Origin of the sequence: Bacillus safensis (genome assembly GCF_039619585.1) — a bacterium.
GTDB lineage: Bacteria > Bacillota > Bacilli > Bacillales > Bacillaceae > Bacillus > Bacillus safensis.
The window spans coordinates 615,274-634,054 of the sequence record NZ_CP154909.1 but is presented as its reverse complement, the minus strand read 5'-3'; the positions used below and the strand labels follow the sequence as shown (position 1 = coordinate 634,054).

At 43.3% G+C, this 18,781-nt stretch carries 20 protein-coding genes and 2 riboswitches; of the genes, 1 reads left to right on the top strand and 19 read right to left on the bottom strand.

Annotated elements, in window-relative coordinates; genetic code table 11:
• Positions 1–7 precede the first annotated feature (7 nt).
• The 17 genes from purN to AAYR28_RS03090 all read right to left on the bottom strand — a co-directional run bounded on the left by purN (position 8) and on the right by AAYR28_RS03090 (position 15,435).
• Positions 8–577: a phosphoribosylglycinamide formyltransferase gene (gene purN, locus AAYR28_RS03170; RefSeq protein WP_041108687.1), complete on the bottom strand. Its 570-nt coding sequence runs from the start codon at positions 575–577 to the stop codon at positions 8–10.
• The gene (purM, locus tag AAYR28_RS03165; protein ID WP_024424511.1) at positions 574–1,614 is read right to left on the bottom strand and encodes a phosphoribosylformylglycinamidine cyclo-ligase; all 1,041 of its coding nucleotides are present in this window, start codon (positions 1,612–1,614) and stop codon (positions 574–576) included. Before purM ends, purN begins: the two co-directional genes overlap by 4 nt.
• Positions 1,615–1,710: 96 nt before the next feature.
• A complete protein-coding gene (purF, locus tag AAYR28_RS03160; protein ID WP_024424615.1) occupies positions 1,711–3,141 on the bottom strand; it encodes an amidophosphoribosyltransferase in 1,431 nt (476 codons plus the stop codon).
• Positions 3,117–5,348: a phosphoribosylformylglycinamidine synthase subunit PurL gene (gene purL / locus AAYR28_RS03155; RefSeq protein WP_120208697.1), complete on the bottom strand. Its 2,232-nt coding sequence runs from the start codon at positions 5,346–5,348 to the stop codon at positions 3,117–3,119. Before purL ends, purF begins: the two co-directional genes overlap by 25 nt.
• The gene (gene purQ / locus AAYR28_RS03150) at positions 5,332–6,015 is read right to left on the bottom strand and encodes a phosphoribosylformylglycinamidine synthase subunit PurQ (protein ID WP_024424510.1); all 684 of its coding nucleotides are present in this window, start codon (positions 6,013–6,015) and stop codon (positions 5,332–5,334) included. Before purQ ends, purL begins: the two co-directional genes overlap by 17 nt.
• Positions 6,012–6,266, bottom strand: coding sequence for a phosphoribosylformylglycinamidine synthase subunit PurS (purS, locus tag AAYR28_RS03145; RefSeq protein ID WP_003214349.1), 255 nt, complete (start codon positions 6,264–6,266; stop codon positions 6,012–6,014). The genes purQ and purS overlap by 4 nt, the downstream gene beginning before the upstream one ends.
• Complete coding sequence (purC, locus tag AAYR28_RS03140; protein WP_025092620.1) at positions 6,259–6,981, bottom strand: phosphoribosylaminoimidazolesuccinocarboxamide synthase; 723 nt, start codon at positions 6,979–6,981, stop codon at positions 6,259–6,261. Before purC ends, purS begins: the two co-directional genes overlap by 8 nt.
• 72 nt (positions 6,982–7,053) lie before the next feature.
• Positions 7,054–8,349: an adenylosuccinate lyase gene (purB, locus tag AAYR28_RS03135; protein ID WP_008355754.1), complete on the bottom strand. Its 1,296-nt coding sequence runs from the start codon at positions 8,347–8,349 to the stop codon at positions 7,054–7,056.
• A complete protein-coding gene (purK, locus tag AAYR28_RS03130; protein WP_345808928.1) occupies positions 8,346–9,488 on the bottom strand; it encodes a 5-(carboxyamino)imidazole ribonucleotide synthase in 1,143 nt (380 codons plus the stop codon). Before purK ends, purB begins: the two co-directional genes overlap by 4 nt.
• Positions 9,481–9,969, bottom strand: coding sequence for a 5-(carboxyamino)imidazole ribonucleotide mutase (purE, locus tag AAYR28_RS03125; RefSeq protein WP_039183007.1), 489 nt, complete (start codon positions 9,967–9,969; stop codon positions 9,481–9,483). Before purE ends, purK begins: the two co-directional genes overlap by 8 nt.
• A gap of 169 nt (positions 9,970–10,138) precedes the next feature.
• A riboswitch (purine riboswitch) is annotated at positions 10,139–10,240 on the bottom strand.
• Between the two features lie 79 nt (positions 10,241–10,319).
• The gene (locus tag AAYR28_RS03120) at positions 10,320–10,520 is read right to left on the bottom strand and encodes an NETI motif-containing protein (protein WP_012009137.1); all 201 of its coding nucleotides are present in this window, start codon (positions 10,518–10,520) and stop codon (positions 10,320–10,322) included.
• Positions 10,517–11,071: a DUF2179 domain-containing protein gene (locus AAYR28_RS03115; protein WP_024424505.1), complete on the bottom strand. Its 555-nt coding sequence runs from the start codon at positions 11,069–11,071 to the stop codon at positions 10,517–10,519. The genes AAYR28_RS03120 and AAYR28_RS03115 overlap by 4 nt, the downstream gene beginning before the upstream one ends.
• 205 nt (positions 11,072–11,276) lie before the next feature.
• On the bottom strand, positions 11,277–12,068 hold the full coding sequence (locus AAYR28_RS03110; RefSeq protein ID WP_120208701.1) for a hypothetical protein: 792 nt from the start codon (positions 12,066–12,068) through the stop codon (positions 11,277–11,279).
• Between the two features lie 222 nt (positions 12,069–12,290).
• Positions 12,291–12,470, bottom strand: coding sequence for a YezD family protein (locus tag AAYR28_RS03105; RefSeq protein ID WP_024424503.1), 180 nt, complete (start codon positions 12,468–12,470; stop codon positions 12,291–12,293).
• Between the two features lie 11 nt (positions 12,471–12,481).
• Positions 12,482–12,643, bottom strand: a complete 162-nt coding sequence (locus tag AAYR28_RS03100) for a hypothetical protein (protein ID WP_166644707.1) — start codon at positions 12,641–12,643, stop codon at positions 12,482–12,484.
• A 208-nt stretch (positions 12,644–12,851) separates the two neighbouring features.
• Positions 12,852–14,177, bottom strand: a complete 1,326-nt coding sequence (locus AAYR28_RS03095) for an NCS2 family permease (RefSeq protein WP_056767517.1) — start codon at positions 14,175–14,177, stop codon at positions 12,852–12,854.
• Positions 14,178–14,321: 144 nt separating this feature from the next.
• A riboswitch (purine riboswitch) is annotated at positions 14,322–14,423 on the bottom strand.
• Between the two features lie 115 nt (positions 14,424–14,538).
• Positions 14,539–15,435, bottom strand: coding sequence for a LysR family transcriptional regulator (locus tag AAYR28_RS03090; RefSeq protein ID WP_345808927.1), 897 nt, complete (start codon positions 15,433–15,435; stop codon positions 14,539–14,541).
• 100 nt (positions 15,436–15,535) lie between these two features.
• On the opposite strand from AAYR28_RS03090, the gene AAYR28_RS03085 reads away from it, so the two are divergent.
• Positions 15,536–16,723: an MFS transporter gene (locus tag AAYR28_RS03085; protein ID WP_120208706.1), complete on the top strand. Its 1,188-nt coding sequence runs from the start codon at positions 15,536–15,538 to the stop codon at positions 16,721–16,723.
• An 18-nt stretch (positions 16,724–16,741) separates the two neighbouring features.
• Here the strand turns inward: AAYR28_RS03085 and AAYR28_RS03080 are convergent, their stop codons facing one another.
• Positions 16,742–18,187 (bottom strand): DUF4179 domain-containing protein, encoded by a 1,446-nt coding sequence (locus AAYR28_RS03080; RefSeq protein WP_120208708.1) that lies wholly within the window; start codon positions 18,185–18,187, stop codon positions 16,742–16,744.
• A complete protein-coding gene (locus AAYR28_RS03075) occupies positions 18,156–18,701 on the bottom strand; it encodes a sigma-70 family RNA polymerase sigma factor (protein ID WP_025092615.1) in 546 nt (181 codons plus the stop codon). The genes AAYR28_RS03080 and AAYR28_RS03075 overlap by 32 nt, the downstream gene beginning before the upstream one ends.
• Between the last annotated feature and the right edge of the window lie 80 nt (positions 18,702–18,781).

Genomic DNA, 18,781 nt, shown 5'->3' with positions numbered 1-18,781 from the left:
CACCTCATTAAGATAATTCTAAAAGTGATTTGATCACTTTTGGATATAGTGTGTGTTCTAGTTCATGCATTCTTTTTTCAATCGATTCAAGCTCTTCCCCTTGTTCGATATAAATCGACGCTTGGTCAATGATCGGACCTGTATCCATGCCTTCATCGACAAAATGGACGGTGATACCCGCCACTTTGACGCCTGCTTGATAGGCTTGTCCAATGGCATCCAGCCCTGGGAAGGCTGGCAGCAAGGACGGGTGGATATTGACAATTTTCCCTCTGAATGCTTCAAGTAATGTCGGACCAATCAGTCTCATATACCCAGCAAGGAAAATCCATTCCACTTCATGCAGCCTAAGCTGTTCAATGATCGTTTGTTCAAAAGCAGCTTTATTCGGAAACGCCTTCGGGGTAAAGGCAAAGGAGGGAATGCCCTCTTTCTCAGCACGCTCCAGCACCTTTGCACCCGGTTTATCACAAATCACAATGGCGGCCTCTGCCTGCCACTGTTCTTTTTTTAATGTATCCATAATGGCTTGAAAATTCGTCCCGCTTCCAGAGGCGAAGATCGCAAATTTCTTCATGAGAGGCTTCCACCGCCGAATGTGACACCTTCTCCTTTTTGAACACGACCGATGAGAAATGCTTTCTCTCCGTCTTCTTCAAGTCCTCTGATCACTTCGACAAGGTCATCTTCTTTTACCGCTAAGACAAAACCAATGCCCATATTAAACACGTTGAACATTTCTTCAGCCTTTAACTGTCCTTTTTCTTGAATAAAGGAGAAAATTGGCGGTACTGGCCATGAGCCGTTATCAATCTCAACGCCAAGCCCTTCAGGCAGCATACGCGGTAAATTTTCAATAAAGCCGCCGCCTGTCACATGTGCCATGCCGTCAATCTTGCCGGCTTTCACTTGTTTGAGAACAGGCTTCACATAAATTTTGGTCGGTTCAAGAAGCTCTTCTCCAAGCGGTCTTGTAAAAGGTTCATACGTTTGATGCAGATCCAGACCAGCGTCTTCCAGCAATACTTTACGAACGAGGGAGTATCCATTGCTATGAATTCCGCTTGAGCTGAGTCCGATAAGCAAGTGCCCCTCTTTGATGCTCTCTCCTGTCACGATTTCATCCTTTTCAACGACGCCTACTGAAAAACCAGCAATATCATATTCATCTTCTGTGTAAAGACCCGGCATTTCTGCTGTTTCTCCGCCGACAAGCGCTGAACCAGACTGCTCACAGCCGTCAGCCACACCTTTGACGATTGATTCAATTTTTATCGGATCTGCTTTACCAACTGCTAGGTAATCTAAGAAAAAGAGCGGCTCTGCCCCTTGTGCCAGCACATCGTTCACACACATTGCCACGGCATCAACACCGATCGTATCGTGTTGATCCATTAAAAAGGCAAGCTTTAATTTTGTTCCGACACCATCTGTTCCTGAGACAAGAACGGGCTTTTTGTATGGCAGCTCAGATAAATCAAACATACCGCCAAATCCGCCTAGAGCACCCATGACGCCTGCTCTTTTTGTACGTTCCACGTGTGTTTTCATTCGTTTGACGGCTTCGTATCCTGCTTCGATGTCGACACCGGCGTTTTTATATGCTTCTGACATCCCATTCACTCCTTTTAGCTGCTTCTCTTCCATTTATTTTCAGCAGAATGAAAGAGCAGCATATCAAATCATCTTGACTGCTGCTCCTTTATTCGATTATTTCGTCAGTGCTGTTTCCTTCACATGCGGAAGAACAGTATCTTCATAAATTTCAGTCGGATATTTCCCAGTAAAGCATGCTAAACATTGACCGCGCTGCGGATCATCATACTTCCTGCCAATCCCGTCCATTAAACCGTCTACAGATAAAAATGCAATGGAGTCTGCACCGATTTCCTGTCTAATTTCTTCCACTGAATGAGAAGAAGCAATCAGCTCTTCATGTGTGGACGTATCAATTCCATAAAAACATGGATGTGCGATAGGCGGTGAACTAATGCGTACATGGACTTCCGTCGCACCCGCTTCTCTCAGCATCGTCACAATGCGGCGGCTCGTAGTTCCGCGTACGATGGAATCATCGACCATCACGACACGTTTTCCTTCGACGACCCCGCGCACAGCTGACAGCTTCATGCGCACGCCCTGCTCACGCAATGCTTGAGACGGCTGGATAAAGGTCCGTCCGACATAACGGTTTTTAATTAAACCGAGCTCATATGGAATACCTGTTGCTTCGGCATATCCAATCGCTGCAGAAATACTCGAATCTGGTACACCTGTCACGACATCTGCTTCGACATGCGCTTCCTCGGCAAGCTTTTTGCCAAGGTTCTTTCTCGCACTATGCACGTTGATGCCGTTGATATTGCTGTCAGGTCTTGAGAAATAAATGTATTCCATGCTGCACATGCTGCGGTTAATGTTCATGGAGAAGCGTTCAGATTTCAGGCCTTCATCATTAATGATCAGCATTTCTCCAGGCTCCACATCTCGTAAATACGTGGCACCGACAACATCAAATGCACATGTTTCAGAAGCAACAACATATGCGTCACCAAGCATACCAAGTGAAAGCGGACGTAAGCCGTTCGGATCAAGAGCCACAATCATTTCTGTTTCCGTCATAATTAAGAAAGCATATGCGCCTTTAAGCATGGACAGGGCATTTTTGATCTGCTCTTTCAATTCAACATAGCCGCTGCGCTTAATTAAATGAGCAAGCACCTCAGTGTCAGAAGATGTTTGGAATATACTCCCCTGGTTCTCTAGCTGCTGCTTTAATTGCGTTGCATTCACTAAGTTCCCATTATGAGCAAGGGCAAGACTGCCGTTGTTTTGCGAGCGGAAGAAGAGGGGCTGCACATTTTCAAAGCCGCCTCCGCCTGCTGTCGCATACCGAACGTGTCCGATCGCACCTTTTCCTTTCAAATCCTTTAGCTCACCGTTTTGAAAGACTTCCGTAATCAGTCCAAGGCCTTTATGTGCCGTCAGGTTTTCACCATCTGTTGCAATGATTCCCGCACCCTCTTGTCCTCGGTGCTGAAGACTATGCAATCCGTAATATGTGATTTGCGGGGCTTCTTCGTGTCCCCAAACCCCAAAGACGCCACACTCTTCGTTTAAGCCTCTGATTTCAGCAAGCATGGGATCGCTCCTTTCCATGCGCGTTCAAGCTCGTTGACCGCTGCATGAATCCATTGTTGTCCTTCTTGATTTTTGACAGTGAATACCCCATCATTTGTGACCGTTCCAACTTCTATCGCATCTTTGACAGCCGCAGCAAACGCTTCGCGATGCTCTGGTTTCACTGTGACGACAAAACGTGACTGTGTTTCACTGAATAATGAAGCTTCGCTGTTTAGATCAATTTGGATATGAGCGCCAAGACCATCTGTTCCAAATGTACTTTCAGCAAGTGCAACACCAAGACCGCCTTCAGACACATCGTGTGCTGATTGAACAAGTCCGTTTTGAATCGCAGCAAGAAGGGCTTCCTGACGAGTGAGCTCTACATCCAAATCAATTTCTGGTGCTTTTCCGTAAATACGGCCTTCTGTCATCTTTTGAAGCTCACTGCCTGCGAATTCTTCCTTCGTCTCACCAATGACGAAAATCACATCGCCAGCCTGCTGGAACGACTGCGTCGTAATATGAGCTGTATCTTCCACCAAACCAACCATCCCAATGACTGGTGTTGGGTAAATGGCTGTTCCATTTGATTCGTTATATAAAGAGACGTTACCACCGATAACTGGTGTGCTTAGCTTGCGGCACGCTTCGCTAATACCGTCAGCAGATTTTTCAATTTGCCAGAAAATTTCTGGTTTTTCTGGGTTACCGAAGTTCAGGTTATCTGTTACTGCAAGCGGACGAGCGCCTGAGCACACAATGTTACGTGCTGCTTCTGCGACTGCGATTTTCCCGCCGACCTCTGGATCAAGGTACAGATAACGTGCGTTACAATCGGTTGTCATCGCAAGGGCTTTTTTCGTTCCGCGGATTCTTAAAACGCCCGCATCAGAGCCTGGTGCAACGACTGTATTTGTCCGAACCATGTAGTCATATTGGTCATAAACCCATTCTTTACTTGCAATTGTCGGCTGCTGGAGGAGCTGCTTTAACGTTTCGGCTGCATCTTTGATAGCAGGTGCTTCAACTTTTGTTTCTAAAAACTCACGATAGTATGCAGGCTCACTTGATGGCTTGTGATAAACCGGCGCTTCTTCTGCAAGTGCATCAACAGGAAGCTCACATACTACTTCACCTTGATGAAGTAAACGAAGCATTTTATCGTCTGTCACATGACCGACTGATACCGCTTCAAGATCGTATTTTTCAAAAATATCAATGATTTCTTGTTCACGGCCTTTTTCAATGACCAGAAGCATTCTCTCTTGAGATTCAGACAGCATCATTTCGTATGCTGACATGCCTGTTTCACGCTGCGGGATAAGATCTAGATTCATCTCGATACCAGAACCTGCTTTACTCGCCATTTCCGCACTTGAGCTTGTCAAGCCAGCCGCTCCCATATCCTGAATTCCAACGAGTGCATCGTTTTTGATGACTTCAAGGCACGCTTCAAGCAGCAGTTTTTCCATGAACGGATCACCGACTTGAACTGCTGAGCGTTTTTCTTCTGATTCATCAGAAAATTCCTCAGATGCAAATGTTGCACCGTGAATTCCGTCACGTCCCGTTTTAGCACCAACGTACATGACCGTGTTGCCGACACCTTTGGCCTGCCCTTTTTTGATGTCTTCATGGTTGATTAATCCAACACACATTGCATTTACGAGCGGGTTGCCTTCATAGCTTTGATCGAAATGAACCTCTCCGCCGACTGTTGGAATTCCGATACAGTTTCCATAGCCTGCGATCCCTGCCACTACTTCTTCAAACAAGTACTTCACGCGAGGTGAAGTCAGTTCACCAAAACGAAGAGAGTTTAATACAGCAATTGGACGCGCACCCATGGAGAATACATCACGGATAATTCCGCCGACACCTGTCGCCGCTCCTTGATACGGTTCAATCGCAGATGGATGGTTATGTGATTCGATTTTAAATACAACCGCTTGGTTGTCTCCAATATCAACGATCCCAGCGCCTTCCCCAGGACCTTGAAGGACGTGCTCTCCTTTTGTCGGGAATTTGCTTAAAACAGGCTTTGAGTTTTTATAACTGCAATGCTCTGACCACATGACAGAAAAAATGCCCGTTTCTGTGTAGTTTGGCAGCCTGCCAATAATGGATTCGATTAAAGCGAATTCTTCATCACTCAATCCCATTTGCTGATACAATTTCTCTTCTTTAATTTGCTTGTGACTTGGTTCAAGCAGTAGTGACATGAGTGTCCCTCCAATTTTTCACGATAGATTGAAACAATTTAAGTCCGTCTGCGCTGCCTAGTAATGAATCAACCGCGCGCTCAGGGTGCGGCATCATGCCGAGTACATTGCCCTCTTCATTCGTTACACCTGCAATACGATTCACACTGCCGTTAATATCGTCTCCGTAAGTGAAAGCGATTTGGCCGCGTTCAATGAGCTTCGCTAAAGTGTCTTCATCACAGTAGAAGTTGCCTTCACCGTGCGCTACAGGAATCGTAATGGATTCGCCTTTTTGATAACCGCTTGTAAATTGCGTTTCGTTGTTTTCTACAATGAGTTCAACTGGACGACAGATAAATTTCAAGTCTTTATTTCGTCTCATCGCACCCGGAAGAATGCCTAGCTCCTGAAGAATTTGGAACCCGTTACAAACACCAAGAACAGGTTTTCCTTCCTCAGCTGCTTTTTTCACCGCCGGCATGATGTTTGAGAAGCGGGCGATCGCACCACATCTTAAGTAATCCCCATAAGAGAAACCGCCTGGTACGAGTACACCGTCAAATCCGTCAAGACTCGTTTCGTCGTGCCATACATATTCAACTTGTTCACCTAACTCATCTTGAATCGCATGGTACATATCGATATCACAGTTAGAGCCAGGCAAGACGATCACTGCAAACTTCACTGTGCGACAACCTCCTCCACCTCATAGCGGTAATCTTCAATCACCGTGTTGGCAAGTAATTTTTCGCACATTTCTTTGACGACTGTGTCTAAATCACGATCTGATTTTTCAATGACAAGCTCCATGTATTTCCCGATACGGACATCCTTTACTTCCTGATAAGACATGCTGTGCAAAGCGTGCTGCACGGCACTTCCTTGTGGATCAAGAACGCTCTCTTTTAAGCTGACAAAAATTTTCACTTTATACATGTTTATGGCCTCCAAGTCTTTTGAAAATTTCTTCGTATGCATTCGTTAAGCCGCCCAGGTTTCGTCTGAACACGTCTTTATCAAGCTTTTCGTTTGTATCTTTGTCCCAAAGCCTGCACGTATCAGGTGAAATCTCATCAGCTAGCAAAATACGATTCTCGTGATCTATTCCGAATTCAAGCTTGAAATCAATTAAATTCACATGACAGTCTGAGAAGATTTGCTTTAACTCTTCATTCACTTGTCTTGTGATTTGTTTCATTTCCTCGACCTGCTCTGGTGTCGCTGCATCTAAAATGCGGATATGATCTTCTGTAATGAGCGGATCACCGAGCGCATCATCTTTGTAGTAAAACTCAATCAAAGGTGTGTCCAGTTTCGTTCCCTCTGGAATGCCGAGGCGTTTTGACATACTGCCTGCCACTACATTTCGTACAACCACTTCAAGCGGAACAATCTGCACCTTTTGAATGAGCTGCTCTGTTTCAGAAAGACGTTTCACAAAGTGATTGTTGATCCCCTTATCATGCAGCATTTGAAAGATTAAGCTCGAAATTTCGTTGTTCAGTCTGCCTTTGCCTTCGATTTCGGCTTTCTTTTCGCCGTTAAATGCTGTAGCTGAGTCTTTATATTCGACATATAAAATATGCTCGTCATCGGTCTGATAGATTTTTTTCGCTTTGCCTTCGTAGAGAAGTTCTTGTTTCACAGTCATTCAGGTTGGCCTCCTAATTTGAATGTTGGCAATTTTCAGGATTAGGCGCCTGGCAAGCAGGCGGCCCATTTCTTACGCAAGACCTAGACGTTCGAAAATCATATCGACATTTTTCAAATGATAGTTGTAATCGAAGCAGTCAGCGATTTGTTCCGGTGTTAAACGTGACGTGATTTTTTCTTCTGCTTCTACTAATGAACGGAACGGCACTTGCTTCTCCCACGCTTCCATCGCCTTTGGCTGAACCGTGTCATATGCCTCTTCACGTGCCATACCTGTATCGATTAATGCAAGAAGAACGCGCTGTGAGTAAATTAAGCCAAGGGTGCGGTCCATGTTGCGTTTCATGTTCTCAGGGAAAACCGTTAAGTTTTTCACGATGTTTGAGAAACGGTTGAGCATATAGTTCAGTGCAATCGTTGCATCTGGTAAAATGATGCGCTCAGCAGATGAATGAGAAATATCACGCTCATGCCAAAGCGGTACATTTTCATAAGCTGTCAGCATATATCCACGGATCACGCGGGCAATTCCCGTCATATTCTCAGAACCGATTGGGTTACGCTTATGCGGCATCGCTGATGACCCTTTTTGTCCTTTGGCAAAGAACTCTTCTACTTCACGTGTTTCACTCTTTTGAAGACCACGAATTTCAACAGCAAATTTCTCAATGCTCGTTGCGACTAAAGCAAGAGTAGCCATGTAATCTGCATGGCGGTCACGCTGCAAGGTTTGGGTTGAAATTGGTGCAGCTTTGATGCCAAGCTTCTCACATACATATTGCTCAACAAACGGGTCGATGTTCGCATATGTGCCAACAGCTCCAGAGATTTTGCCATATTCAATGCCAGCTTTTGCTTGTTTAAAACGTTCTAGGTTACGCTTCATTTCTTCGTACCAAAGAGCAAGCTTCAGGCCAAATGTTGTCGGTTCAGCGTGTACACCGTGTGTACGGCCCATCATGACCGTATATTTGTGCTCTTTTGCTTTTTCTTTTAGTATGTCAACAAATCTCTCAATGTCCTTGAGCAAGATATCGTTCGCCTGTTTTAATAGATATGAAAGCGCCGTATCCACTACGTCTGTCGATGTTAATCCGTAATGAACCCACTTTCTTTCTTCTCCTAGAGATTCAGAGACAGCACGCGTAAAGGCAACCACGTCGTGGCGCGTGTCTTGTTCAATCTCTAAAATACGTCCAATATCAAAGCTTGCATTTTTGCGCATTGTCACAACGTCTTCTTTCGGAATGACGCCAAGCTCTGCCCAAGCTTCACAAGCGAGAATTTCTACTTCAAGCCATGCATTAAATTTGTTTTCCTCTGTCCAGATTGCTGACATTTCTGGTCGTGCGTAACGTTCGATCATTTCCCGTTTCCTCCATCTCTTTCAGTCCATATCTTTGTGATGTTTGTCATCCACTCATCATCGAGCTGTTTCATAAACGTCATATGCCCCATTTTGCGGCCGGCTTTTACTTCATGCTTTCCATATAGATAAAGCTTCGCTTCTTTGAGAAGCTCAGGATGCTCTTTTGGAATGTCCACTTCATCGCCTAATAAATTCACCATCATTCCCTCTGATAAAAGGGCTGTACCGCCAAGCGGCAAACCACATATAGCGCGGACGTGCTGTTCAAACTGACTTGTCTCACATAAATCGAGTGTATAATGACCAGAATTATGCGGGCGCGGTGCCAGTTCATTGACGAGCAGCTTTCCGTCATTTGTCAGGAACAGTTCTACAGCAAGAGTACCAACCAGCCCCAGCTTTTCAGCTAGTGTTGTTGCCAATTCTTTCGCCTTCTCCTGAATGCGGTTCTCTACCCTTGCAGGCACAATGCTTTGGAACAAAATATTATGCTTATGAATGTTCTCAGCGACTGGGAATACTGAAATCTCTCCATGAACAGAACGAGTGACGATCACCGAGAGCTCCATTTGAAATGGAACCCAGCTTTCTAAAATACAAGTTCCATGTGTGAGCAGTGCAGCTGCTTCCTGAAGCTGTCCTTTTTCTTTCATGACGTACTGTCCTTTTCCGTCGTAGCCGCCTCTGCATGTTTTCAGCACGGCTGGCAAACCGAGCACGTCCACTGCGTCTTCCAGCTCTTTTTCATCATGAATGATGCGGTAAGGCGCTACTTCACAGCCTGCGTCTACAATTCCTTTTTTCTCGGTCTCACGATTTTGAGTTAAAAGGAGAAGGTCGCTTCCTTGTGGTAAATAGGCTTCTTCCTTCAGCTGATTGAGTGCATCATAATCAATATTTTCAAACTCATAAGTCACCACATCGCTGATGTCTGCCAGCTTTCGAATCGCTTCAAGGTCACTATATGCGGCTGTGATTTCTTTATCGGCAACCTGTCCGCAAGGAGATTGTGTGACTGGGTCTAGAACTGCTGCCCGGTACCCCATTTGCTTTGCGCTGACAGCCATATATCTGCCAAGCTGTCCGCCGCCAATGATCCCGATGGTTGCGTTTGGAAAAATGGTCTGCTTAGCCAAGCTGATCACTGCTTTCTAGTACAGTCTGTTTTGTCTGCTCTCTTCTTTCTTCAAGGCGAGCTGCGATCGTTTCATCAAATGCTGAAATCATTTGTGCGGCAAGAAGGCCTGCATTTGTTGCACCGGCTTTGCCAATGGCTACTGTAGCAACTGGTACACCGCCTGGCATTTGAACGATGGATAATAAGGAATCCAGCCCGTTTAGTGCCTTTGATTGTACAGGCACACCAATGACCGGCAGTGTCGTTTTTGCTGCGACCATCCCCGGTAAATGTGCTGCGCCTCCAGCACCGGCAATGATGACCTTTAGTCCTTTACCTCTTGCTTCAGTCGCATATTCAAACATCAAGTCAGGTGTCCGGTGTGCGGATACTACCTGTTTTTCATACGGAATGTTTAATTCCTCTAAGATGTCGCACGCATTTTTCATTGTTTCCCAATCAGATGTACTTCCCATGATGACACCTACAAGCGGCTTCATTTTGTCCCCACCTTTAAGCTGTTATTCGATTTTGTATCGTTTGACACGCTTCCCAAACCTAAGCAGCTTGTCAAACGCCGAACAAAAAGGCCCGGTCTGTATTGCAATGTTAGGAAGCAACACAAACCGGGCCATGGTAAGCGCTGTTCGCTTTTGAAACGCCATGTCAGTTTTGTTCACTATCCTGCATAGTCCAGTCATTTACGGTAACTGGGTAGAAACTTATGGGCCATATTCCCAAGATTATATGAGGCTCGTGTTTTGATTTCATGTTTATCTTAACAACGGATGTTCATGATGTCAACGGATTTATCGAACAATCTATGAAGTCGTCGTTTTAATGTTCGGATTTAGACTATTTTTCCTTCAAATACGATTTTTTTCCCAATCGGAATGATCTGAATCGACCCATTTTCCTTCTTTTCTTGAAAAATCGGTTCCTCCATTCGACGGACAGGCGAGTAGCCTTCCGCTGCCATCTGGGACAACACTTGATCAATCGTCATGTTGTCTTCCACATAGAATTTTTTCTTCTTTGGTTTTGCGGTCATTCTTTAATTCTCCTTTTCTTCACAGCCTTCACCCAGAAGCCGCCGTGAATCGATTTGGGCTCATATGAAATGATAAACGCCTTTGAATCCAGCGTCTTAATCGTTTCATATAATTGCAGTTCATATTTTCTCGGTGTTAAAATTTGCAATGCTGTCCGGTCTCCTTCAAGACCGCCTGCTACCCAGCTGGTGACACCATATCCTTTTTCTCTCAATTGTCTTGGGAGATCGACATCCAATTCTTTTGTGATCACGTTAACAGTTGTGTAGCCAAGTGCCAGCTTCTCTTCAATTTTCATCCCGACAATGATCCCCATCCCATAACCTAGCGCATACGCAATGACATTTTGTATTTGATCTAAGTTATCTAAAACGATACTTAACCCAATGACATAAATGAGCATTTCGATCGTACCCGCAAAAGCAGCTGCGTACCGTCTGCCTTTCATCGTTAAAATTAAACGCATGGTGGAAAAAGAAACATAAACAATATTAATCACTAAAATGATTAAAACCATGGTGAACGCATTGGATAAAAGTTGTTGAAGCACGATTCGAACCCCCTGCACTAAAAAATCAAATAAAGCACCCCATATTCTACTAGAGAACATACCTTGATACAATCAAATTTACGCGATCAAAACACATATATCTTTCGACAACAAGGATGGTGTTTGTTACCAAGAGTTTACCCGTTTTTTTCACTTCTCAACATGAAAACCCCCTTTTTCAAAAAAGGAGGTTTTCAGTGTGTTTTTATCCAAATCGAACAGGAACAAGTGATGGAATCAAATACTCCCCGACTATGCCCCAGAGCAGCGCAATAATGACAAGCTCAACCAATAAAAAGACCCAGCCCGCATACATCAAATCTCCTCGTTCGGCATCATGCTCCGACTGAATCGAGCGAAAGAGCACGACCGCAATCAACTGAAGACCGACAAACATCATCACGGATAATATGACGGTCACATATGGAATATTCAGCATGGCAAATACAAGCCAAAGGATGGATAAAACCAAAACCGGCACAAGCGCAGCACCAAACTTCATGATCACTTCTTTCAGTGATATGTTGCCTTTTAGCATGTACTTTCCGAGCAGCCAGACGGTAAGCATCATCAATGTCAACACAATGAGTGTAAAGACTGCCACTCTCAAAAAGGCGTCGCCAAAAGAATAATGAATGCCAAAGCCTAATAAACGGGTCTTTGACGCCTTTAATTGAACATAGTTGCCTAAAGCAAAAAACACGCTGAATAACACAATCGAGATCCAGGCGTACTTCATACGCAATGTTTCCGCTTGATTAATGGCCTGGCTCGGTGATTTTAACATCGCCAGTCCATATGAACCATAACGCTTAAACGCGCCTCCTACACCTTGCAGTATACGCTGGATAGCTGGGCGCTCATCATCCGCTGTTTTTGAGGTTCTTCCTCGTTTTGCAGCGCTGCGGCTGAGGCGGGATTGCCTTGTTTCTTGATCTATTGATGACTCTTCGTTTTTCTTTTCAGATGTCCCCTGATCTTGATCTTTCTCTAACATCTCATATCAACTCCTATCCAATCCTTACAGTGCTAAAAGTGCATGAACTGTTCGGATGACTCCTCTTAAAGTAGCGGAGTCTCTCTATTCAGTCAAGATTCCTTGACGTTCATACGAATAGACGGATAAAAGGCAGCAGAGGTTTTAAAATGGAGAGAAAATAAGACAAAACAAAAAAGCTGACGGCCTCCATCAGCTTTTTATCAATGTTGAAATTCATGGTCAACGATATTGACTCCGCTTTCCTTGCTGGACCCGGAGATTCTCCTGATGAGCGGGGAACCGAGTCTTCTTGGTCGTATCAACCTGTGTAATATGTCCATTATGAATGGTGATGACCACTGATCCATAGTCGATCCCTTTTAAGGCAGATAAAATATAATTCAGCTTTTGTTCATCCATCGCTCATCCCCCTATTTTTGTTTTCGCTCTTTTAAATAGAGAACCTCATTTTCCAGCTCATGAATTGTATAATGCATGAGCGCTTCCTGCTTTTCTTCATGCCCCCATAAAAGGAGCTTTTGAATCAGCACCTGCTTTTTTCGTTCAATCACCTGTCTAAGCCAGCGTGACAAAAGACATCTCCTCCCCTTTTGAATGTCTGCAAGAAAAAAAGGCACCCTGAAACCCTCTATTAAAAAAGGAAATCAAAGCGCCTTTGGTGATCCAATCAGCGAATTATGTCTTTTTATCATAAACACATAATTCCTATAAGTCAACTATGTTTTGATTTTTTTAACAAAAAAACAGCAGCTTCCATGAGCTGCTGTTTCAGATGTTCAATTAATGATTTAAGAAAGCAAAATATAGAATAAAGATGACAAACAATCCATACATAATTGGATGTACTTCTTTCGCTTTCCCTTTAAAGATCATCGTAATCGGGTAGAAAATAAAGCCAACCGCAATACCTGTTGCAATACTGTAAGTCAGTGGCATCATAATCATCGTTAAGAAAGCTGGTACCGCAATTTCAAAACGATCCCATGCAATCTTCGCCAGCGGAGCAACCATCAACGCACCAACAATAATCAAAGCAGGTGCTGTCACATTAGGTGTAACAATGGATAAAAGCGGTGAGAAGAACATCGCCAGCAAGAAGAAAATCCCTGTGACGACAGCTGCAAAACCAGAACGCGCACCAGCAGCAACACCTGAGCTAGATTCAACATAAGACGTTGTTGTAGATGTACCAAGAATAGAACCTACAACGATTGAAGAAGAATCCGCCAAGAGTGCTCTTCCTGCACGTGGCAGCTCATTATTTTTCATTAAACCAGCCTGTGTTGCCACAGCCACAAGCGTACCAGCTGTATCAAAGAATCCAACGAAAAGGAACGTTAAAATCACAATAAGCATTTGAATGGAGAATATTTCTGGTAAGTGAATCAAGGCTTGACCAAAGGTTGGAGACAAGCTTGGAATACTTCCCACAATTTGAGACGGTACTGGTATAAGACCAAAAATCATCCCGGCAATAGCAGTCACAAGCATCCCAATGAAGACACCTGAATTCACACGAAGAACCATTAATATAACAGTCACTACGATACCAAACACCGTTAACAGAACCGGACCACTATGAATATTTCCAATCGAAACGAGTGTATTATCATTATTGGCGATAATGCCAGAGCCTTGAAGACCAACAAACGTAATGAACAAACCAATACCTGCACCAACTGCCAGCTTCAGCTCAGCCGGAATGGCATTGATGATTTTTTCACGGAAACCTGTTAAAGAAAGAGCAACGAAAATCAAACCTGAAACAAACACACCTGAAAGTGCAGCTTCCCATTTGATGCCCATGCCAAGTACAACCGAAAAGGCGAAGAACGCATTCAGACCCATACCGGGTGCAATCGCAATCGGATACCTGGCGATCAATCCCATCAGAATACACCCTGCAGCAGAAGCTAACGCCGTCGCTGTAAAGACTGCACCCTGATCAATTCGTAATTTATCTGGAAAATCCGGCACAGACACTAATGCAAGTGTGATCGGATTAACAAACAGAATGTAAGCCATCGACAAAAATGTGGTTAAACCACCGATGATCTCTCTGCGGTAATTCGTACCTAATTCATCAAACTGAAAAAACTGTTTCAAGCCAACTGACTCCCTTCATGTCCTTTTGCTTTAGCCTGCCCCATTCACTAGTCAAATAAAAAACGCCCCAACAATTTTGGGACGCTTGACTACATATGTGAATTCAGACTGTGACATAAAACAAGAACAATGCATGATTTATATCAAACGAGTGTGAATTGACGTAGTCAAGCCATTTACGGTAGCTTGGTAGAAACTTGCGGGCCATATTCCCGCGATTATACGACTTCTATCTATTTGATTTCTGTGTCTATTGTACCAACTTCATTTTTAAAACACAATACGAAAAGCGAACATTTTTCAAAGAAATGTCCGCTTCATTCGTCTTATTACACGAATTTGGAAATTCACATGTAGTTCTTTATACACCCTTCCCCAAATCCTTCTCTTTTGCAAAAACCGCTTCGGCTACATGGAAAAACTCTTTCACTGCCGGCGAAGCTTGAGAGAGCGACGGACAGGCGAGCGCAACCTCACGATGATGAGAGACATTCAGCTGGCGAATATGCACAAGCTGCTGCGTTTTTAAAAACAACTCCGGACCTATTGTGACGCCAAGTCCTTCCCCGACCATACGGGCAATGGTCGTACAATCATGAACTTCAAATAAAACAGCTGGCTTCATTTGCGCCTCTGAAAAAATGTCCTCTACATGTGATTGATACATGCCAGTCGGCATAATAAATGGTTCATCTGCCAAATCTGTTATATCTACAATGGGCTGCTGTTCATATCGATGATTTGGGTGATAGGCGACGACCATCTCATCTTTCATAAGCGGCAGTAAATCAAAGGCTTCATCCGCATGACCTTTTACAACAAATCCAACATCAATGATGCCAGAATCCAGCCACTCCAATATTTCTTCATACGTTCCCTCATAAAATTTAAATTCAATTTTTGGATGTTTTTTCTGATAGCTCACAAGCAGTTTAGGCAATAAACAAGCAGAGGCACTGGCAAATGTGCCGATACGAATCATACCTGTTTCAATATTTTTCGTTAACGCAATTTCTTGCTGGATTTTCTCCACTCTATTTAACACTTCTCTAATATGCGGGAGAACAGTTTGACCAATGTCCGTCAGCATAATACCCTTTTTTCGGTCACGAATGAATAAAGACACACCCCACTCTGACTCTACATTCGCCACTGCATGACTCACAGCTGACTGCGTCATATTTAATGCTTCAGCTGCTGCTGTAAAACTGCCAAGCTCCACAACTTTTGCGATAATATCAAAGCGAACAAAGCTCATGAGTATTTACTCATCTCCTTCATGAAAAACATCAATTTTACTTATGTTAGCACGGAATTTAAACTAAAGACAACGTATCAACATGAAGGAAGGGTTCAAAATGAAAAACACATCTCATCAGCTATTGATCATTCTTTTAGCTGTCGGTTCATTTGTCACAGGCACGTCAGAATTCGTTGTGTCAGGCATTCTAGATATCATTGCTGTTGATTTACACATCTCTATTCCTGCTGCCGGACAGCTCATCACCGTCTATTCTCTTTTTTATGCAGTAGGCGCTCTCTTTTTAGTCATGGCAACGTCGAAGCTGAATCGAAAAAAGGTTTTGTTATCAGCTATTTTTGTGTTTATTTTAGGCAATATGCTCGCCTTTTTCAGCCATCATTTTGTGCTGCTCCTGCTCTCTCGTGTCATCATGGCCATGAGCGGCGGCTTATATATTGTCGTCGCCACGAATTATGCAGCGCAGATCGCCCCGCCAGAAAAAAAGGGAAGCGCAATGGCGACTGTCATCACTGGATTCACTGTTTCACTCGTACTTGGTGTGCCGATTGGAACATTTCTATCAGGTCACGTGGATTGGCACTATATTTTTCTCATCATTGCACTAGGTACTGCTTGTCTCTTCTTGCTTCTTTATCAATTGCTGCCACGCATAGAGGGACATTCTCATCTGCCATTAAAGCAGCAATTACACATTCTTCAAGACCGCAGAGTGATCAGCGGCTTAGCGACAACCGTCTTTTGGATCTTAGGCTATACGATGGTCTTTGCTTATATCTCTCCTTTATTACGACAGACCGCCGGCTTTTCACTTGAAATGACAAGCATGGCCTTGCTCGTCTTAGGAATTTCTGCTTTTATTGGCTCACGTTTTGGCGGATTCGCCGTTGATCAATGGGGACCAAACCGAACCATCTCGATCAGCATCATGATCCAGATGTTCGCTCTCTTTGCCTTATTCTTTACGCAATTCTCTACAATTAGCGTCTTGATCACACTCGCTATTTGGGGCATCGCCACATGGACAACAACACCAGCGAAGCAATTTTATCTGATCTCCCTTAAACCACAAGCATCAGAAACCGTGCTAAGCTTTAATACAGCGATTATGAACATCGGCATGATGCTTGGATCGTCAATGGGCGGTGTGATTATACAGTATACAAATGTCACGAACTTAAGCTGGATTGGCGGATTAGCTAGTTTTGTGGCGTTGATGTTGATTCGGTATTCGTTTAATCGTCATCGACTGGTGGTACAACAGACAAAAAGCGAACATGTATAATCATGTTCGCTCTCTTATTTATCGACTAGCTTTTGAAGTTTCTTTTTTGACTGGAATGGTTACCTTTATCGCTTTCTGTGGTGCCAACATGTTCAGTTCAGTCAAATCAAGATAAAGCCCATATTCTTTAAAAGAAAAATGGTTTAATGATAAAGTCTCTAAATTCTTATCATCAAATTCAAAGGTGGATTGCATGGAAGCTGTCTTTAAATTCGTCACCTTCGCATGGTTCCCCTTCAAGTAATATCCGCTTTCATAGTCTGCTTGTGGATCGGGCCATGATTTCATCTTTTCAACATCGCCTAATCCAATGAATTCACCTATATTCTCCATCACATCCTGATCTAATTCTTTTTGATCTACTCCAGTAAATTGATAATCAACAATCACAGAACGGTCTTTTTGCTCTATCTTAATGATTTTGATTCCGATGCCATGGTGTTTTGTTTTGAACTGAACAGGCAGCTTTGTCTTGAGAGGAATGATGTGGCTGTATTCTCGTTCGTAGCTCACATCTGTGTAAAATGTCAATTCAGTCGCCTTTGGATTGATCGGCTGATTCAAAATTGTCAAATGATCTTTTCTATTTTTATCAGAAGTCAGTTGTTTTTTCCTTAAAACAGTTCCAATCTCAAGCTCATACTCATTTCCTAAATTATCTTTCATCCCATGTATACTAACTTTATCATCTTTGGCAAAACCATTGTAATCAATGGCATATTGAATAGCAGAGCCATTCACTCCATTTTCTACCTTTACATTTCTTATTTGATAACGTCCATTTAAAATAGACACGTCTTTTTGTCCCGCTAATAAAGTGGTTTTTTGCTTCACTACAGGTAATTCAAAACGCCAATTCCCTACAATATCTCCAATTTTTGAAATGACGAGTGGCACTTGCTGACCTTGTTTGATCGTTTGTCCATTTGTATAGACTTCCGTCTGCCCAACATAGCGGCCATCTTTTAATTTTTTCAACTCTGTTTTATCATAATTAAGTTGGAAGTTTCCATCGATTTTTTCAGCATTCACTCTGAACGAAACAGAATCTTCTTTTGTATGGAGATTCTCCACCGTGAACGTATAAACAAGCCGCCCGGCATCATAGTACACGCTGTTTACTTTCACAGTCACCCCTCTTGATTCAGCCCCTTCATTGACATGCTTCACCAAATCACTCTGAAAAAGAGACATTCCTACTTTATCGTGAAACATCATATAAAACTGCCCAATAATCGGTACACGTGCCATTGCTGTATTAAGAGAAGGAAAAAGGAAACCTGATGAAAAGTAAAGGACGATGAGAACAATGGCAGAGTATATTGGCGTTCTCCAGTTCCATTTGAACCACTGTCTTTTCTGTTCCGCTTTCACATCCCCAATGGCTTGGCGAATCGCAGAGGTCACTTCAACTGTTGGTACATCAATCTCATCATAAAGCTTTTTCATTTCTTTTCGTTCCATCGACACTCTCCTCCTTCTCCAATGTTTGCTTTAATAACTTTCTTGCTCGATACAAATGAGTTTTAACCGTTCCTTCAGGCACACCCATCTGCTCAGAAATCATCGAAATTGAATAATCTTGAAAATAAAACAACTGAATGACCACCTGGTATTGCTCATCTAACACTTCAAGTGCATTTTTTAAATCGAGCTTGTCTTCCAAAAAATCATGACGCTCAACGCTTTCGTGCTGCTGTTCAAACGGAACAACATCTTGCTGTTTTTTCTTCATCGCAAAAATTGTATGAATCAAAATTCTCGTCAGCCAGCTAGAAAAATAAGCCGGTTCTTTCAAACCAGATAGATGCTTAAACGCTTTAAATACCGTCTCTTGAACAGCATCTAACGAATCCTCTTTATTTCTTGTGTAGAGAAAAGCTGTTTTATATAAACGCTCTTGATACATCAGCATTAATTTCTCAAATGCCGGGACATTCCCTTTTTGTGCTTTTTTAATTAGACGCACTTGCTTCATCACACTCACACCTCCTACACCTGTTAGAGCAAGCTTTCTTTCAAACGGTTTCAACAAATGGAAATTTCTTTTACTTAGCA

Coding starts and splice junctions, on each gene's coding strand:
- purE (WP_039183007.1), bottom strand. CDS start 9,969: ATGAAGCCGCTTGTAGGTGTCATCATGGGAAGTACATCTGATTGGGAA.
- AAYR28_RS03105 (WP_024424503.1), bottom strand. CDS start 12,470: ATGGATGAACAAAAGCTGAATTATATTTTATCTGCCTTAAAAGGGATC.
- AAYR28_RS03120 (WP_012009137.1), bottom strand. CDS start 10,520: ATGACCGCAAAACCAAAGAAGAAAAAATTCTATGTGGAAGACAACATG.
- AAYR28_RS03080 (WP_120208708.1), bottom strand. CDS start 18,187: ATGGAACGAAAAGAAATGAAAAAGCTTTATGATGAGATTGATGTACCA.
- AAYR28_RS03110 (WP_120208701.1), bottom strand. CDS start 12,068: ATGTTAGAGAAAGATCAAGATCAGGGGACATCTGAAAAGAAAAACGAA.
- purM (WP_024424511.1), bottom strand. CDS start 1,614: ATGTCAGAAGCATATAAAAACGCCGGTGTCGACATCGAAGCAGGATAC.
- AAYR28_RS03085 (WP_120208706.1), top strand. CDS start 15,536: ATGAAAAACACATCTCATCAGCTATTGATCATTCTTTTAGCTGTCGGT.
- AAYR28_RS03075 (WP_025092615.1), bottom strand. CDS start 18,701: ATGAAGCAAGTGCGTCTAATTAAAAAAGCACAAAAAGGGAATGTCCCG.
- purS (WP_003214349.1), bottom strand. CDS start 6,266: ATGTATAAAGTGAAAATTTTTGTCAGCTTAAAAGAGAGCGTTCTTGAT.
- purN (WP_041108687.1), bottom strand. CDS start 577: ATGAAGAAATTTGCGATCTTCGCCTCTGGAAGCGGGACGAATTTTCAA.
- purC (WP_025092620.1), bottom strand. CDS start 6,981: ATGACTGTGAAACAAGAACTTCTCTACGAAGGCAAAGCGAAAAAAATC.
- purF (WP_024424615.1), bottom strand. CDS start 3,141: ATGCTTGCTGAAATCAGAGGCTTAAACGAAGAGTGTGGCGTCTTTGGG.
- purL (WP_120208697.1), bottom strand. CDS start 5,348: ATGTCACTACTGCTTGAACCAAGTCACAAGCAAATTAAAGAAGAGAAA.
- AAYR28_RS03090 (WP_345808927.1), bottom strand. CDS start 15,435: ATGAGCTTTGTTCGCTTTGATATTATCGCAAAAGTTGTGGAGCTTGGC.
- purB (WP_008355754.1), bottom strand. CDS start 8,349: ATGATCGAACGTTACGCACGACCAGAAATGTCAGCAATCTGGACAGAG.